The 16,738-nt window shown below is 66.1% G+C and carries 10 protein-coding genes and 1 pseudogene; 8 read left to right on the top strand and 3 right to left on the bottom strand.

Going from position 1 to position 16,738, the window contains the following annotated elements; genetic code table 11:
- Positions 1 to 154: 154 nt before the first annotated feature.
- A complete protein-coding gene (locus PSRA_RS04915; protein WP_094660791.1) occupies positions 155 to 2,113 on the bottom strand; it encodes a hypothetical protein in 1,959 nt (652 codons plus the stop codon).
- Between the two features lie 179 nt (positions 2,114 to 2,292).
- On the opposite strand from PSRA_RS04915, the gene PSRA_RS04910 reads away from it, so the two are divergent.
- Positions 2,293 to 3,390: a hypothetical protein gene (locus PSRA_RS04910; RefSeq protein ID WP_094660790.1), complete on the top strand. Its 1,098-nt coding sequence runs from the start codon at positions 2,293 to 2,295 to the stop codon at positions 3,388 to 3,390.
- Positions 3,391 to 3,474: 84 nt separating this feature from the next.
- Here the strand turns inward: PSRA_RS04910 and PSRA_RS04905 are convergent, their stop codons facing one another.
- Entirely contained in the window at positions 3,475 to 3,870 is a 396-nt protein-coding gene (locus tag PSRA_RS04905; RefSeq protein WP_094660789.1) for a VOC family protein, read from the bottom strand.
- Positions 3,871 to 4,796: 926 nt separating this feature from the next.
- On the opposite strand from PSRA_RS04905, the gene PSRA_RS04900 reads away from it, so the two are divergent.
- Positions 4,797 to 6,155, top strand: a complete 1,359-nt coding sequence (locus PSRA_RS04900) for a M20 metallopeptidase family protein (RefSeq protein WP_094660788.1) — start codon at positions 4,797 to 4,799, stop codon at positions 6,153 to 6,155.
- 134 nt (positions 6,156 to 6,289) lie between these two features.
- A complete protein-coding gene (locus PSRA_RS04895; RefSeq protein WP_094660787.1) occupies positions 6,290 to 7,474 on the top strand; it encodes a pyridoxal-phosphate-dependent aminotransferase family protein in 1,185 nt (394 codons plus the stop codon).
- Here the strand turns inward: PSRA_RS04895 and PSRA_RS04890 are convergent.
- Entirely contained in the window at positions 7,450 to 8,028 is a 579-nt protein-coding gene (locus PSRA_RS04890) for a very short patch repair endonuclease (RefSeq protein WP_094660886.1), read from the bottom strand. The genes PSRA_RS04895 and PSRA_RS04890 overlap by 25 nt on opposite strands.
- Positions 8,029 to 9,013: 985 nt before the next feature.
- On the opposite strand from PSRA_RS04890, the gene PSRA_RS09665 reads away from it, so the two are divergent.
- The 5 genes and pseudogenes from PSRA_RS09665 (at position 9,014) to carB (ending at position 16,494) form a co-directional block, all read left to right on the top strand.
- Complete coding sequence (locus PSRA_RS09665; protein WP_143516332.1) at positions 9,014 to 10,054, top strand: serine hydrolase; 1,041 nt, start codon at positions 9,014 to 9,016, stop codon at positions 10,052 to 10,054.
- A 210-nt stretch (positions 10,055 to 10,264) separates the two neighbouring features.
- Positions 10,265 to 10,828, top strand: a complete 564-nt coding sequence (gene efp / locus PSRA_RS04880) for an elongation factor P (RefSeq protein WP_094660785.1) — start codon at positions 10,265 to 10,267, stop codon at positions 10,826 to 10,828.
- Positions 10,829 to 10,927: 99 nt separating this feature from the next.
- Positions 10,928 to 11,497, top strand: a pseudogene (gene nusB / locus PSRA_RS04875) (transcription antitermination factor NusB); the annotation flags it as partial.
- Positions 11,498 to 11,849: 352 nt separating this feature from the next.
- A complete protein-coding gene (gene carA / locus PSRA_RS04870) occupies positions 11,850 to 13,082 on the top strand; it encodes a glutamine-hydrolyzing carbamoyl-phosphate synthase small subunit (protein WP_420820555.1) in 1,233 nt (410 codons plus the stop codon).
- The gene (gene carB, locus PSRA_RS04865; protein WP_094660782.1) at positions 13,075 to 16,494 is read left to right on the top strand and encodes a carbamoyl-phosphate synthase large subunit; all 3,420 of its coding nucleotides are present in this window, start codon (positions 13,075 to 13,077) and stop codon (positions 16,492 to 16,494) included. Before carA ends, carB begins: the two co-directional genes overlap by 8 nt.
- The last annotated feature ends 244 nt before the right edge of the window (positions 16,495 to 16,738 follow it).

Here is a 16,738-nt window from a genome sequence, read left to right as displayed (position 1 = left end):
CAATGTGATGGTTTACGGACATTTTCGAGGCGGAATCGGTCCTTTCGGGCTCATTATTGTCCGCAAGCCATCACATTGTTACAGAGGAGGAGAAGAAGAAGGTGGCGGGGCGCTTGGTTGCATCTGCGCTACCGGGCGCTAGCGCTACCGGGCGCTAGTGCTTGTTGGGGTGGATGATGGCGTCGACGGCGTCCTGGGCGGCGTCGGATTCGGCGATGAGGTCGTACTCCTTCGAATCGATGAGGTTCGTCGGCTTCTCGCCGCGGGCCTTCTGCGCCTCCTGCAGCTTGTTCGAGATATCGACCGCATCGTCGGGATGACGCAGGCCGATGATGTCGAGCAGCTCCTTGGATACGGCGCCGGTCATGCGCACGTAGGCCAGGGCCTCGTCGGAATCGCGCGACTCGATGATGAGCAGCTCGTAGGCCGGGTTGCGCAGAGCCACCGGCGGCACCGGCTTCTTCTTCTGCTGGGCGAGCTGCTGGTTGACGTTGTCGAGCATGGCGTGGCGCTGCACGAGCTGGCGGCCGCACACGCGCTTGAGCTCCGCCAGCGTGGCCGGCCACGCGTCGTTGCCGACAAGCTGATGCATGCGCGGCACGTACCGGATGCCGAGCTTCACCGTGGCGTTCGCGATGTTATTCGTATACAGCTGCTTGAGCGCCTCGGTATCGTGCCCCATCTGGATGACGGCCTCGGTCATGCCCAGCCATCCGCTCATGCCGAGCTCGCTGTTCTGCGCGATGTTCAGCGACATCAGCAGCGACTGGTTCGCCTTGCGCGTCAGCTCCACGCTGGGCTGGTTCTCCTTGTTGATGGCGCTGAGCACTTCGCGCGCCGCGTCCACGTCGCCGGTGAGCACGGCGCTGGCCAGGTCGATCGTCTGCAGATTCACGTCGGTCGGGTTCGTGGAGCGCAGCGTTTCGAGCGCCGCGGAATCGTGCGACAGGGCGGCGACATCGTGGCGCACGATCGCCAGCCTTTCGCGCGACCACCCGATGTCGAAGCCGCGCTCCTGGCACGCCTCCTCGCTGGTGTCGGTGCCCAGCGCCGCGTCCGCCTTCTCGAGCATGTCGTACGCCCACATATTCGTGTCATCCCAGCGGGCGAACGGCAGGGCGCAGCTGAAGATCGGGATGCCGCCCGACATGATGTGCATGACGAGCTTGTTGCAGCCCAGCGTGGTGAGCATGTCGAGCGCGCGCCCGCTCACGTCCGGCGCGGCCTCCTCGCTCATCCACGTCATATAGCGTGAGATCGGCAGCATCAGCGCGTGCACATGGGAGCGCGCGGCGCCCTTCGTATCGTTGAAGATCTCGCTGACCTCGCACAGGAAGCGCACGGCCGTGCACAGGTTGCGCGTGGCGTTGAGCCAGTCACTGGAATGCAGTGCGTTGTCCACTACGGAGCCGACCGTGGTGAACAGGGGACAGTCGTTGTCGAGCGGGACGGAGCGCATCTGTTCGGCCTTCTGCTCGCTTGTCTGGTCGGGGCCGGGCGTGGTGAAGTCTGTCAGGGCGTCCTTGAGCATGCGCTCCACCTTGGTTTTCGAGAACAGCGGCGTGGTGGTGCTCGGTGCCTCGTCGGCGGCGGTGTCGGCCCAGGCGGTGGTCCAGATGAGGGTGAACGATTCGGGGCCCGTGCCCTCGAGCGAGCTCGTGTCATGCTTGGCCACGATGGCGTCGAGCAGTCCGTCGTACATCTCGTGGGGGATGTCGGCCATGCGTGTGGTGGCGAGGTCGCGCGCCGCCTGGACGGCTTCGGGCGCCGTGTGCTCCGGCGGTTCGCCGTCGCGCAGCAGGTAGTAGGCCGCGGCGATGTGGCGGCACGGGGCGGCGCTGGCGGCATCCGACGATTCCGACGTGGCCAGGCCATGCGTCGTGTCATCGGCGCAGGTGCAGGTGGCGCTCGGGCCGTCGGACCCCGCCGTCACCTCGACCGTGTACGCGAGGTCGGCGCGATGCACGATGATGCGGCGCGTATCGCCGTCACCGGCATCGTCCTTCGCCGGTTCGACGAGGCCGCGGCGCCAGTAGTCGCGGGCGCGTTCGAGCGTCGACGAGGGGAAAGAGCTTTCGAAACCGGCCAGGCCGGCCTGCAGTGCTTCGGACATCGTTATCCTTCCGTTCCTTGGGGCAGCGATACGGCATGCCGCGCCGGGCGCGCCGGCATGTTCATGCTCCCACTCTATCGTGACGATGATATACGCGGGCCAGGTTCGCCTCGCGGGAAGGTCATGCGCCTGAGCGTGCCGTCACGGTACAATCCGAATAGACGTTGAATGGAGGAGAAATGAGCAGGACCACGGATCCCTCCGCGGGTCGCGGGGACAGGACGGCCTGGGCCGAGGATGCCGCGTCGGATGCGAATGCGTCGCATGGGGCGGCATCCAGCAATCCGCGCCGCAACTGGGGCGCGGCCAACGGATTCACCGCTGTGAGCAACGGCGAGGCGGCCGGAGCGCCGGTCGCGGAACCGTCCCGGCGATCCGTCGCGAATCGTGAATCGTCGAACCGCGAACGTTGGAAGGACGGCGCGGACGTCTCGCCGGTGACTCCGCGGCAGAGCGAACCCTCCGGGCCTTCGCAGTACATGGTGGCCTACGACGATGCCGTCAAGGAGTACAAGCGCATCAACTCCGAGTACCAGAACGGCATCAAGCGCGCGGAATCCGCGCTCAACCGCGCGAAGAAGGACCACGCCGCCGCCGTGTCCGCCGCGCAGAAGCTTGCCGACGACGAGAAGGCGAAATACGAGGCGCCCATCGGCAAATTCGCCCGCGCCACGCTCTACATCGACGCAATCGCCTACGGGCGGCTGCTGTTCTCGTTTATTCCGAACGCCACGGCCACGCGCATCCTTGGCGCGCATGACGCCATGCGCGACAGCCTGTCGTATCCGAATACGATTGCCGGGACGTATTCCGCCAAGCTTGCGGCGCGCGCCTGCGGGTCCGACGATGCCGCCGAGCAGCGCTTCATCGAGGTGACGAGTGGCAATGACATCCTTCTCATCCAGTTCAACGAGAAGGACGAGCAGAACGCGCGGCTTTTCGCTTCCAATATCGTCACCGCCGCGCAGAACCTCGAGTCCGCCCGCAGGAACCACGAGGAGCGCATGGCGAATTTCCAGGACAACGTGCAGCGCGTCAGCGCCGACATCTCCACCATCCGGCAGGCCGAGCGCGACCTGGCCGATGCCAAGGCCGACACGCACGACCTCGAGGCGGCGCGCACCCGCGTGGATTTCGCCCGCGCGGCCGTGCCGACGCTGGAGCTCGAGGCGCGGCGGCATCGCGAGCGGCGCAAGAAGCTCATCAACGCGGCCGTGATCGCGGCGATCGTGGTGGTTGTTGTGCTGGCGATCGTGATTATGCGCAGCCTGGGGTGAGGCGGCGCTGAGCGGCGTGGGATCGGGTGCGTGACGCAGATGCGCCCCGATTGCCACGGCGCGCGCCCGGGTCGGTGACGTGAATCAGGCCGTGGGAATCGTGTATCCGGACCAGTTGACGACGGCCTCGATGTTATTGCCGTCCGGATCGAGTGCGAACGCCGCCCAGTAGCCCTCGTGATAGGCGCGCGGGCCCGGCGCGCCGTTGTCACGGCCGCCCGCCGCGAGCGCCGCCTCGTGGAAGGCGCGGACCGCCTCCTTGCTCGGCGCGAGGAACGCGATATGCGTGGGCTGCGGGCGCTGGCCGGGCTCGAGTGGGGAGACGTAGAAGTCGCTATGGGGCGTGCCGTCGTCGACGCCGAATCCGATGGTCGGCTCGTGATGCGCCTTCGGGACGTATCCCAGCGGCGCCAGCGCCGCCGTGTAGAACGCGATGGAGCGTTCGATGTTGCTGACATGCAATGTGATGTGATCGATCATGCCCCCATTATGGCGCGGAACCTCACGCTCGCCCGGGAACGCTTGCCTTTCCGAGGGGAATCATGGGACCCTCCCCGGAACAGTGCCTCTCGCTGGCAGTGTGCTCGCCAGTGAGGCGGACTGTTGGCGAGGGGGTCGTTGGGAATGGGTGGGTTTTTCTTCAACGGTGCCTCTCTTTGGCAGTGTGCTCGCCAGTGAGGCTGACTGTTGGGGTGGGGATTGTTGGGAATGCGTCGATTCTTTTCCAACGGTGACTCTCACTGGCAGTTGAGCAACCACTGAGACCGACTGTTGGGGGAGGAGCCGTGTGTTTTCAACGATTGAATCGTCGACGGTGCCTCTCAGTGGCACCGTGCCCGCCAGTGAGACCGACTGTTGGCGCAGATGGCCAGTGTTTTCAATGGTGTGGTTGGCAACGGTGCCTCTCGCTGGCACGTCAGGCGCCAGTGAAGGCCACTGTTGGGGACGTGGCGGTTCCGCCCCTCTGTGAACGCAGGATCGCGCGGATCGAGCGGACAATGCGGACCGTGCGGAGGTTATGGGCGGCTATAACTAGCCGATATAAAGCGGTCGGCGGGCCGGCGCGCGGGGTGCCGTATGGTGTAATCGTTTTCGCACGAAGGCGCGTCGCGCCGGATTCAGCTGTGTGAAAACGCCAGAAAGCCCTCAGGGGCACGTCAGACGTGCCGGGTTGGGGAACGCCGGCACCAAGAGCGCGTGGTCGAAAGTCCGCGCGCTTTTTCTTTTTCCGGAACACGATTTTCCCGTCGCGTTCGGAAAGCGTCCGGGCAAGGGCGTCCGCCTCCCGCCGTGTTCTTCGCGGAGGCGAACACGATGGCGCCATCGTGGGGCGAAATGCCTAATATGGGCGTAGATTCCGGTCCCGCCCGGACCATCGGCTCACGGAGCAGAAGGGAATGCGACCTATGGCTTATAACAGCACCAATGATTCATCGTCCGCGGAAAGCGCAGGGCAGGCCCCCGCCGCGCAGGCCTCCGCCCTGACCGACCCCGCGCCGTCCGCATCGGCGCCGACCGACCCCACCGCCGCGCTCCTCGACCCGGACACGCATATCCCCCTGGCCTACGACCCGGCCACCGGCTACACGCCCGAGCAGCTCGTCGCAATCCGCCATTACCTGCACCAGTGGCCCGAACTGGGCTTCCACGAGACGGCCACCACCGCATACCTCAGGCGTCTCATGGAGCAGATCGGCATTCCCGTGCTCAGCACCCCCGATCTGCGCACCGGCCTCGTTGCGCGTATCACCGGCGCCAAGCCCGGCCCGCATATCGGCCTTCGCGCCGACATCGACGGCCTCCCGGTCACCGAGATCGCCGACGTCCCCGTGCACTCCCAGGTGGAGGGACGCATGCACGCATGCGGCCACGACCTGCACATGACCTACCTCATCGCCGCCGCCTCGCGCCTCGCTGCGCCGGCCAGCCGCGCTGCGCTCGCGGGCACGATCGATGTGCTGTTCCAGCCCGCGGAGGAGACGAGCCTCGGCGCGAAGGAGGTGATCCGCACGGTGCTTGACGAAGGCGGCTTCGACCAGGGCGCCGGTCCGCTCGACGCCTTCATCGGCGCGCATAACATGCCCGACTACGCGCCCGACGAGATCGCCGTGGGAGACAAGCCCATGATGGCGTGCACCATTCGTTTTGGAGTCACGCTCCACGCGCAGGGGTCGCATGGCGCGCGCCCCGAATCCGGCACCGGCCCGATCGAGGCGATGGCCACGATGATCTCCACGCTGCAGACCATCGTGAGCCGCAACATCTCGCCGTTGCACCCGGCCGTCGTGTCGGTGACGAGCGTGCACGCGGGCTCCGTGTGGAACGTGATCCCCGCCGAGGCGCAGTTCCTCGGCACCGCGCGCGTGTTCTCCGACGATGACGAACGCACCGTGCATGACCGCTTCTTCACAATCGTCAACTCCATCGCGCAGGCCTACGGCATCACGGCCGACATCGACTGGCCCGAGCCGCAGGTGGTGATGGAGTCCGACCCCACGCTCGGCCGCGCGGTGGCCGACGACGTGCGCGAGGGCGGATACGCGCGCCTCGCGCCGATCGTGCAGCAGATGCCGGGCGAGGACTTCGCCGAGTTCAGCAAGCGCACGCGCGTGGTGTTCGCCTTCATCGGCTCGAACGGCCGCGACGACCGCCACTACATCCATTCGCCCAAGTACGTCGGCCTCGACGCGTCCATTCCAACCGGCGCGGCCTTCTACGAGCATGCGGCGCGCCGCGTGCTCGCGGAAATCGCGGCGGGGCGCTGACGGCGCCTGGCGCGTAGGTTTCGAGGGCGCAGGTTTTGCGGGCGCAAGCTTTACGATTTGCCCGCCGTGTCGCGCAATCGTTGTGCCGCACCGCGCCGCAGAGCCCACCGCGCCGCACAACCAAAGGAGAGACAATGCCATCCACATTCCATACACGCATCCCCGAGCTCATGATGGCCTCCGGGCCGTGCTCGGTCTACCCGCAGGTGCTGCGCGCCATGGGGCAGCAGATGGTGCACCACCGCACCGATAACTTCGTCGAGCTGCTGCTGTCGATCAGCGGCGACCTGAGCGAGCTGTTCCACACCAAGAACCGCGTGCTGCCGGTCGAGGGCGAATCCATCCTCGGCCTGGAGATGGCCGCGTACAACCTCGTGCGGCCGGGCGACGTATGCATCAACCTCGCCACCGGTTACTACGGCTCTGGCTACCAGAAGGTGCTGCGCGGCTGGGGCGGAGACGTGGTGAACGTCGAGACGCCGTACAACACGTCGTTTACCATCGGGCAGGTGCGCGAGCTGCTCGACGCGCACCCGGACGCGAAGGTGCTCGCCTTCGTGCATTCCGAGACGCCAAGCGCGTCCGAGAACCCGCTGCGCGAAATCTGTGAGGAATGTCATCGTCGCGGCGTGCTCACCATCGTCGACTCTGTGTCCGGCGTCGGCGGCAGCCCGCTCGAATTCGACGACTGGGGCTGCGATGTGGTGGTGACCGGTACGCAGAAATGCCTCGGCGCGTCGCCGGGGCTGTCGCTGGTGGCGCTGTCGGACCGCGCATGGCAGCGCATCGACGAGAACGACTGGCGTTACGACCGCTCGTATCTCTCGTTCAAGCCGTGGCACGGCTGGCTCGAGCGCGACTATGTGCCGTACACGCCGTCCATCTCGCTGCTGTACGGGCTCAAGGCGGCGCTTGACATCATTGACGACGAGGGGCGCCAGAACGTCATCGACCGCCATATGCGCTCGGCGCGCGCCTGCCGCGCCGGCATCCGCGGCATGGGGCTTGACCTGTGGGTGGATCGCGACGAGAACATGGCGAACTCCGTCACCGCCGTCACGGTTCCCGAAGGCATCGACGACACCGTGCTGCGCGGCATGCTCGACGATGAATACGGCCTGCATATCTCCGGCGGACTCGGCCAGGAGGCCGGCAGGCTCATGCGCATCGGGCATATGGGCTACACCGCCACGCTCGAGAAGGTGCTTACGGCGCTGAGCTGCCTCGGCTCCGCCCTGACGCGCATGGGGCACCCCGTCGATATGACGCAGGGGCTCGCCGCCGCGAGCAAGGCCTACGCGGCGCCGCTGTCCGAGTAGTTCGGGTGGTTCCGGGCGGCCGGCGGGTTTTCCGGTGCGTTTTCCGGCGGGTTTTCCGGCGCGTGACCCGGCACATCCTCGCGCGAGGGGAGCGGCGCGACGATCTCATCGTAGAGACGGCGCAGCCGCTTCTCGCGCGCGGCGACGGTTTTCAGCTCGCATTCCCACACCACGATGACGCGCCACCCCTGCGCCTCGAGCTCAGCGTGCTGCTTCGCGTCACGCTCCCTGTTGCGCGTGAGCTTCGCCGTCCAGAACTCCACGTTCGACTTCGGCACCGAGCTCGACGCGCAGCCGTGCATGTGCCAGAAGCATCCATTGATGAACACCATCGTGCGGTATTTCGGCAACACGATATCCGGATGCCCCGGGTAGCGCCGGTCGTTCTTGCGGAAGCGCAGTCCGCGACGGAACAGATACGACCGGGTCAGCGTCTCGATGGACGTGTCTTTCCCGCGAATCTGGCTCATGATATAGCTGCGCGACCCGCGCTCGTATCCGGACCGCTTGGCCTTGCGGTCCGCGGCCCGGTCCGCCTTCTGCGCCTTCGTCATGCGCCGGCGGGCGTGGTGCGGGTGCGGCGTGGCATCGGTGTGGCTCGGGTGCGGAGCGTCGTCGGGCCGGGTTTCGTTCTGCGTGTGTTCCGACATATGCCGCCTCATCTGATGTGGTTATGTACGTGCTTGGTTGCGTTCGCCTGGTTGCACGGTGTTGTGGCGCGCCGATGGCGCGGCTTCATCTTAGGCCGCCTCACTCTTCCACGATTCTCCCGACCCGATCCGGGCACAGTGCCTCTCGCTGGCACTTCACGCGCCAGTAAGACCGACTGTTGGCGGGAGAGGCCCGTGTTTTCAATGGCGGGGTCGTCAACGGTGCCTCTCAGTGGCAGTCCACGCGCCAGTGAGACCGACTGTTGGTGGGGGAATCGTTGGGAATGCGTCGGTTGTTCTCCAACGGTGCCTCTCAGTGGCAGTCCACGCGCCAGTGAGGCGGACTGTTGGGGCGGGAGGCGAGTGTTTTCAACGGCGGGGTCGTCAACAGTGCCTCTCAGTGGCACTCCACGCGCCAGTGAGACCGACTGTTGGTGGGGTAATCGTTGGGAATGCGTCGGTTGTTCTCCAACGGTGCCTCTTACTGGCACTGTGCTCGCCAGCGAGATGGACTGTTGGCGGGAGGGCTGAGTGTTTTCAACGATGGGATAGTCAACGGTGCCTCTCGCTGGCACTGTGTCCGCCAGTGAGACCGACTGTTGGGACGGGAATCGTTGGGAACGCGTCGGTTTTTCTCCAACGGTGCTTCTCGCTGGCACTGTGCCCGCCAGCGAGGCGGACTGTTGGTGGGGGAATCGTTGGGAATGCGTCGGTTGTTCTCCAACAGAGCCTCTCGCTGGCACTCCACGCGCCAGCGAGGCCGACTGTTGGCGCAGTCGGAGATGGCGCCGGAGCCAGGGCGGGCGGTGCGGATTGTGGAGGACCGGTTCGTATAATGCAGTCGAAGATTGGAGTCCCGCGCAGGGCGGGCGGCGAAAGGGTGGCGCAGATGGCTGACGAATCCCGACATCGGCGCCGATCCGGGGCGCATACGCCGGCGCATGCGTCGCATTGGCGCGAAGACGGCTTTTCGCTCCGCATCGCCGGGGCAATCGTATGCCTTTCCATGGTGCTTGCCACGGGTCTGGGACTGTCGGCGCGCGCCTCGCGTAACGCGGCGCTGCAGGCCGAGGCAAGCGCGTCCGCGGATGCCATGGCATACGATGGCGCCGCCGCAACCGACGCTGCGAACCCCACCGACCCCGTCGCCTCGAACCCCACCGACTCCGCCACCGATCCGGCTCTCACCGCCCGTACCACGGCGGCCCTCGCCGAGCTGAGAGCCGACCTCAACTCCATGATCTCCGGCTACGACGGCACGTGGTCGGTATACGCATCCACCCTCGCCGACGGCAACTCGATAAGCATCAACAGCTCGAGCACATACTCGGCCAGCGTCATCAAGCTTTTCGTCATGGCCGCCGTGGAGCAGGCCATCGAAAGCGGCGCGCTCGCGGACACGCCCGAGGTCGCGAACCACCTCGAGCAGATGATCACCGTGAGCTCGAACGACGACACGAACAGCCTCATCGAGATCCTCGGCGGCGGCAGCGCGGAGGCGGGGCTCGCCGCCGTGAACGCCTTCGCCGCGTCGCAGGGCTTCACCGACACCACGATGAGCGAGCTCATCGGCCTGCCGACGGGAGACCCGAATCGCAAGCAGACGTCGGTGAACGATGTGGGCCGCCTGCTGTCGATGGTGTACCACGGCACGCTCGTGAACGCCGACGCGAGCGCACGCATGATGGCGCTGCTCCAGGCGCAGCAGCTGACCGGGAAGATCCCGGCGGGCGTGCCCGCGGGAACCGTGACGGCGAACAAAACCGGCGAGATCACGGGTGTGGAGAACGACGCGGCGATTATCTGGACGGGCGGCGCCACGGACTACGTGCTCGTCATCTTCAGCAGCGGCGTGCCGGATTCCGCCACGGCGCGCGCGAATATCACGGCTATGTCGACGGTGGCGTGGAACGCGCTGTCGGCGCTGTGAGAGACATACGATATCCCCGCTGCGCACGGTGCGCGGCCGCGCATGCATCCAGGCCGCCCGCGTCCGCGCCCGCACCGCATCCCCGCATCCGCGCTCGCACCCCAAAACCGGCGCAATCATGCGGAAAACCGCCCGTGCGGGCAAATGTTAGGGGTCGTGGCATAATAAAAACGCATTTTTCCGCAATCCGTATATTTGATAGGTGAAAACGTGGCACAGACATCCAATGACATCAAGAACGGTTCCGTCATCAACCTCGATGGCAAGCTGTGGCAGGTCATCAAGTTCCAGCATGTGAAGCCGGGCAAGGGCCCTGCCTTCGTGCGCACCACCATCAAGGACGTCATCTCCGGCAAGATCGTTGACAAGACCTTCAACGCCGGCATCAAGATGGAATTCGAAACCGTCGACAACAGCACGCTCCAGTTCTCCTACCGCGACGGCGACAACCTCGTGTTCATGGACATGACCACCTTCGAGCAGGTCATGATTCCGGCCTCCCTCATCGGCGACCAGGAGAAGTACCTCCTCGAGGGCACCGACTGCATCGTGTCCTCTCACGACGGCACGCCGATCGCCGTCGAGCTTCCGGCCTCCGTGGTCCTCACCGTGACGCACACCGAGCCGGGCCTGCAGGGCAACCGCTCCAACGCCGGCACCAAGCCCGCCACCGTCGAGACCGGCGCCGAGATCCAGGTGCCGCTGTTCATCAACGAGGGCGACAAGGTCAAGATCAACACCGCCGACGGCTCCTACGTCGGCCGCGAGAACTGATCCGACCCGCACGGACCGCGCGGAACGTCAGCGCAGCGACACGTAGGCTCAGCGACATCGTAGGCTCAGCACAGAGGCAAGACAGGAATCCAGGCAGCAATGGCTCGATCAACCGCACGCAAAAGGGCGCTTAACACCCTGTACGAGGCAGATGAGAAGAATCAGGACATCGCGTCCCTTCTCGAGGAACGCATCGCGTATTCCGGCACGCAGTCGCCGCTTCCCGAATACGCGATCGAGATCTGCCGTGGCATCGCCGAGCATCGCAAGGCCATCGACCGCATGCTGAACCGCTATTCCACCAAGTGGACGGTGGGCCGTATGTCGGTGATCGACCGCAACATCCTGCGCATCGGCGCCTGGGAGATCATGTACAACGACGACGTGCCGGACGGCGTCGCCATCGACGAGGCCATTTCCCTGGCCAAGACGATGAGCGACGGCGGCTCGCCGTCCTTCGTGCACGGTCTGCTGTCGGCCGTGTCGACGCATAAGAACGACGCCGACGAGGAGTTCGAGACGTCGCGTCCGACGTCCGACGATGCTGCGTCTGCGGCATCCGGCGGCGACGATTCCTCGGTTGCCGACGATTCCCGTGCCGACGATTCCAGCGACGAGTGGGGTGAGTGGGACGCCGACCTGACGGCCCCGTCCGCCGAACCCGCGCCGTCGGAAACGGAGCCCGCGCCGTCCGCAGCCGACGATACTGCTGACGAAACAGCCGCCGACGATACAGCCGACGATACGGCGCCCGCCGCATCGTCCGCTCCCGCATCCGATGACGCACCGACGGATCCCACATCCGCCGGCGATGCACCGTCCGTTGAATCGGAAGGCTGACCGATGATTTCCAAGACCCGTTGCTTGTTGCTTCGGGTCTTTATTTTTGCCCTCCGGCCCCTGAGCCCCGCGGCCATGCGCCCCGGGACGGGGACAGGCGGGCCAGCGCCGCACCGGCGGGTTGTTATCCGCGCGAATGCGTATAGTTGTAAAGAATAATCCACAACGACGAGGGGCCATAGTGAGTGTGAACGACTCTGTTGCAGCCGCGAATGCAGATTCTTATTCCTTGAATGACGCTGTTCTTGTGTTGGAGGACGGCCAGGTCTACGTGGGCGACCCGTACGGAAGCACGGGCCAGACGCTCGGCGAAATCGTCTTCGCCACCGGCATGACCGGATACCAGGAGACGCTGACCGATCCCAGCTACGACCGGCAGATCGTCGTGCAGACCTTCCCGCATATCGGCGATACCGGCGTCAACGACGAGGACCCCGAGTCCTCGCGCATCTGGGTAGCCGGATACATCGTGCGCATGCCCAGCCCGAACGTCAGCAACTGGCGCGCCGACGGCAGCCTCGAGGACGACCTCAAGCGCAACAACATCGTTTCCATGAGCGGCATCGACACCCGCAAGCTCGTGCGCCATCTGCGCTCCGCGGGCGTTATGCGCGCCGGCATCTTCTCCGGCGACGCGCTCAAGGCCGCGGACGGCGGCCTGCGCACGATCGACGACATGCTCGCCGCCGTCAAGGCCTCGCCGCTGATGAGCGGCGCCCACCTGGGCCAGGAGGTCAGCACCGCCAGCGAGTACATCGTCGAGCCCTGCGGCGAGTTCGAGGGCAAGGATCCGCTGTACGAGGTGGTCGCCTTCGACATGGGCATCAAGGCCATGACGCCGCACCGCATGGCAGAGCGCGGCTGCCGCGTGCACGTGGTTCCCACCGGCACCACCTTCGAGCAGGTCGAGGCCATCAACCCCGACGGCGTGTTCTACTCCAACGGCCCGGGCGACCCGGGCACCGCGGACAAGGAGGTCGAGCTCCTGCGCCGCATCCTCGACGCGGGCTACCCGTTCTTCGGCATCTGCTTCGGCAACCAGCTGCTCGGCCGCGCCCTCGGCTTCGGCACATACAAGCTCAAATTCGGCCACCGCGGCATCAACCAGCCGGTTATGGACCTGACCACCTCCAAGGTGGAGATCACCGCGCATAACCACGGCTTCGCCGTCGACGCCCCGATCGGCGAGACCGTGCCCAGCCCCTTCGGCGACGGCCACTTCGGCCGCGTGCGCGTGAGCCACGTCGACCTCAACGACAACGTGGTCGAGGGCCTCCAGTGCCTCGACATCCCGGCCTTCTCCGTGCAGTACCACCCGGAGGCGGCGGCCGGCCCGCATGACGCGGCCTACCTGTTCGACCGTTTCTGCGACCTTATGAAGAACAACAAGAAGGAAGGTAAAGCCAATGCCTAAGCGCTCCGACATCCATTCCGTGATGGTGATCGGCTCCGGCCCGATCCAGATCGGCCAGGCCGCGGAGTTCGACTACTCGGGAACCCAGGCCTGCCGAGTCCTTCGTGAGGAAGGCATCCGCGTCATTCTCGTCAACTCCAACCCGGCCACGATCATGACCGACCCGGAGATGGCCGACGCCACCTACATCGAACCGATCGACGTGCCGATTCTCGAGAAGATCATCGCCAAGGAGCGCCCCGACGCCCTCCTGCCGACCCTCGGCGGCCAGACCGCCCTCAACGCCGCCATGGCGCTGGGCAAGGCCGGCGTGCTCGACAAGTACAACGTCGAGCTCATCGGCGCCTCCCTCGAGGCCATCGACCGCGGCGAGGACCGCGAGCTGTTCAAGAAGGTCGTCGACGAGGCGGGCGCCGAATCCGCCCGCTCCGAAGTGGCGCACTCCATGGAGGAGGTCGACCGCGTGGCCGAGGACCTCGGCTTCCCGCTCGTCGTGCGCCCCTCCTTCACGATGGGCGGCCTGGGCTCCGGCATCGCGCATAACCCCGAGGAGCTGCACCGCATCGCCGGCGCCGGCCTGCACTATTCGCCGACCGACGAGGTGCTTCTCGAGGAAGGCATCGAGGGCTGGAAGGAATTCGAGCTCGAGCTCATGCGCGACCGCAAGGACAACGTCGTGGTCGTCTGCCCGATCGAGAACGTCGACCCCGTCGGCGTGCACACGGGCGACTCCATCACCGTGGCCCCGGCCTTCACGCTGACCGACCGCGAGTACCAGAAGCTGCGCGACATCGGCATCGCCATCATCCGCGGCGTGGGCGTCGACACGGGCGGCTGCAACATCCAGTTCGCCGTCAACCCCAAGACCGGTCGCATCATCGTCATCGAGATGAACCCGCGCGTGTCGCGTTCCTCCGCGCTCGCCTCGAAGGCCACCGGCTTCCCGATCGCCAAGATCGCCACGAAGCTCGCCCTGGGCTACACGCTCGACGAGATCCAGAACGACATCACGAAGTCCACGCCGGCCTCCTTCGAGCCGACCATCGACTACGTGGTCACCAAGGTGCCGCGCTTCGCGTTCGAGAAGTTCCCGGGCGCCGACACCACGCTCACCACCTCCATGAAGTCGGTGGGCGAGGCCATGGCCCTCGGCGGCAACTTCCAGGAGTCCCTCGGCAAGGCCATGCGCTCCATCGACAAGCGCCACATGGCGTTCAGCTGGGACGGCCCCAAGCCGACGGTCGAGGAGACCGCCGAGCTGCTTGTGGCCGCGCATACGCCGACCGAGCATCGCTACCAGCAGCTGCAGCGCGCGATCTGGGGCGGCGCCACGCTCGAGCAGATCTACGATGCCACCAAGGTGGACCCGTGGTTCATCGAACAGCTCATCGGCATCAACGCCACCGCCATGCAGGTCAAGGAGGCCGACGAGCTGACGCCGCGCCTTCTCAAGAAGGCCAAGCAGGCGGGTCTGTCCGACCTGCAGATCGCGCACCTGCGCGGCCTGGGCGACGCCGGCGAGAACGAGATCCGCGCCCTGCGCTGGAAGCTCGGCATGCACCCGGTGTACAAAACCGTCGACACCTGCGCCGCCGAGTTCGACGCCGCCACGCCGTACTACTACAGCTGCTACGCCGACGAATCCGAGCTGCGCCCGCGCAAGCGCGAGGCCGTCATCATCCTGGGCTCCGGCCCGAACCGCATCGGCCAGGGCATCGAGTTCGACTACACCTGCGTGCACGCGGTGCAGGAGCTCGGCAAGGACTATGACACCATCATGGTCAACTGCAACCCGGAGACCGTCTCCACCGACTACGACATCTCCGACCGCCTGTACTTCGAACCGCTGACCTTCGAAGACGTGCTCGAGATCTACGAGGCGGAGAAGGCCATGGGCCCGGTCAAGGGCGTCATCGTGCAGCTCGGCGGCCAGACGCCGCTGTCGCTCGCCGCGCGCCTCAAGGCCGCCGGCGTGCCGATCCTCGGCACCTCGCCCGAATCCATCGACCTGGCGGAGAACCGCGAGCTGTTCGGCAAGGTGCTTGCCGAGAAGAAGCTCAACGCTCCGCGCTACGGCACCGCGCTGTCCCTCGACGAGGCCTTCGAGGCCGCCCACTCCATCGGCTACCCGGTGCTCGTGCGTCCGTCGTACGTGCTCGGCGGCCGCGGCATGGAAATCGTGTACGACGATTCGCAGCTCGAAACCTACGTCAACCGCGCGCTCGCCGAGGCCAAGGCGGATACCGTCGTCTCCGGCCGCCTTGCCTCGCCGCTGCTCATCGACAAGTTCCTCTCCGACGCCATCGAAATCGACGTGGACGCGCTGTTCGACGGCAAGGAGCTGTACATCGGCGGCATCATGGAGCATATCGAGGAAGCCGGCGTGCATTCCGGCGACGCCGCGTGCTCCCTGCCGCCGAACACGCTCTCGCAGGACCAGATCCGCCGTCTGCGCGAGGCCACCTATGCCATCGCCGAAGGCGTGGGCGTGCAGGGCCTCATCAACGTGCAGTACGCCTATATGAGCAACACGCTGTACGTCATCGAGGCGAACCCGCGCGCGTCCCGCACCGTGCCGTTCGCGTCGAAGGCCACCGGCACCTCCATCGCGAAGGCCGCCGCGCGCCTCATGGCCGGCGAGACCATCCAGCAGCAGCGCGACCGCGGCCTGCTTCTGGCCCACGGCGACGGCGGCGACATGCGCCCCGGCCAGCCGATCGCCGTCAAGGAGTCCGTGCTCCCGTTCAAGCGCTTCCGCACCGAGGCGGGCAAAACCGTCGACGTGCTGCTGGGGCCCGAGATGCGCTCCACGGGCGAGGTCATGGGCTTCGATCGCGACTTCCCGCACGCCTTCGCCAAGAGCCAGCTCGCCGCGTACGAGGGCGGCCTGCCCAAGGGCGGCAACGCGTTCCTGTCGGTCAACGACACCGATAAGCGCCATCTGCCGCTGATCGCGCGCCGTCTGCAGGAGCTCGGCTTCGACCTGTACGCCACTGAAGGCTCGGCATCCGTGCTGCGCCGCTACGGCATCCAGTCGAAGATCGTCGACAAGATCCGCGGCCGCATGGATACGCCGACCGGCTCAGCGCCCGTCGCGCACGCCGCCGGTTCCATCGGCAAGAACGTGGTGGAGCTGATCGAGGACGGCACGATCGACCTGATTCTCAACACGCCGAACTCCCGCGGTTCGCGCGCCGACGGATACTCGATCCGTGCGGCCGCCATCGCGGCGGATATCCCGCAGTTCACGACCATCACCGAGTTCTCGGCCGCGCTGCTCGCCATCGAGGCCGTCAAGGCCGGCGACTACGAGGTCATGAGCATCCAGGAGCACTCCAAGCAGCTCTTCGAGATGGAGGCCAAGGCGGCGCGTGAGGCGGCCGCCGCGACCGAAGCGCCGGACGGGGAGTAGAACGCCGGACGGCAGGAGTGCCGGACGGGTGTGACACCCGTCGGTGTGACGTCCCGTCTGCGTAGCAGGCTCCGACAAGGCTCCGCTGGGCTGTGCCCGGCGGGGCCTTTCGTGTTCCTGGGGCGGGCGGGCGCGGTAGCGCGTTGACGGGCGGGAAAATCGTATTCCCGCGGCGAATTCGGGAAAGAATCGGATTCGCGCCGCCAATCGCGCCCGCGAGGTCGTAAAGTGGAAGGGAATCCAG

Origin of the sequence: Pseudoscardovia radai, from assembly GCF_002259605.1 — a bacterium.
In the GTDB taxonomy this organism is placed as follows: domain Bacteria; phylum Actinomycetota; class Actinomycetes; order Actinomycetales; family Bifidobacteriaceae; genus Pseudoscardovia; species Pseudoscardovia radai.
The sequence above is the reverse complement of the archived record's forward strand: the minus strand, read 5'-3'. Positions and strand labels throughout refer to the sequence as shown.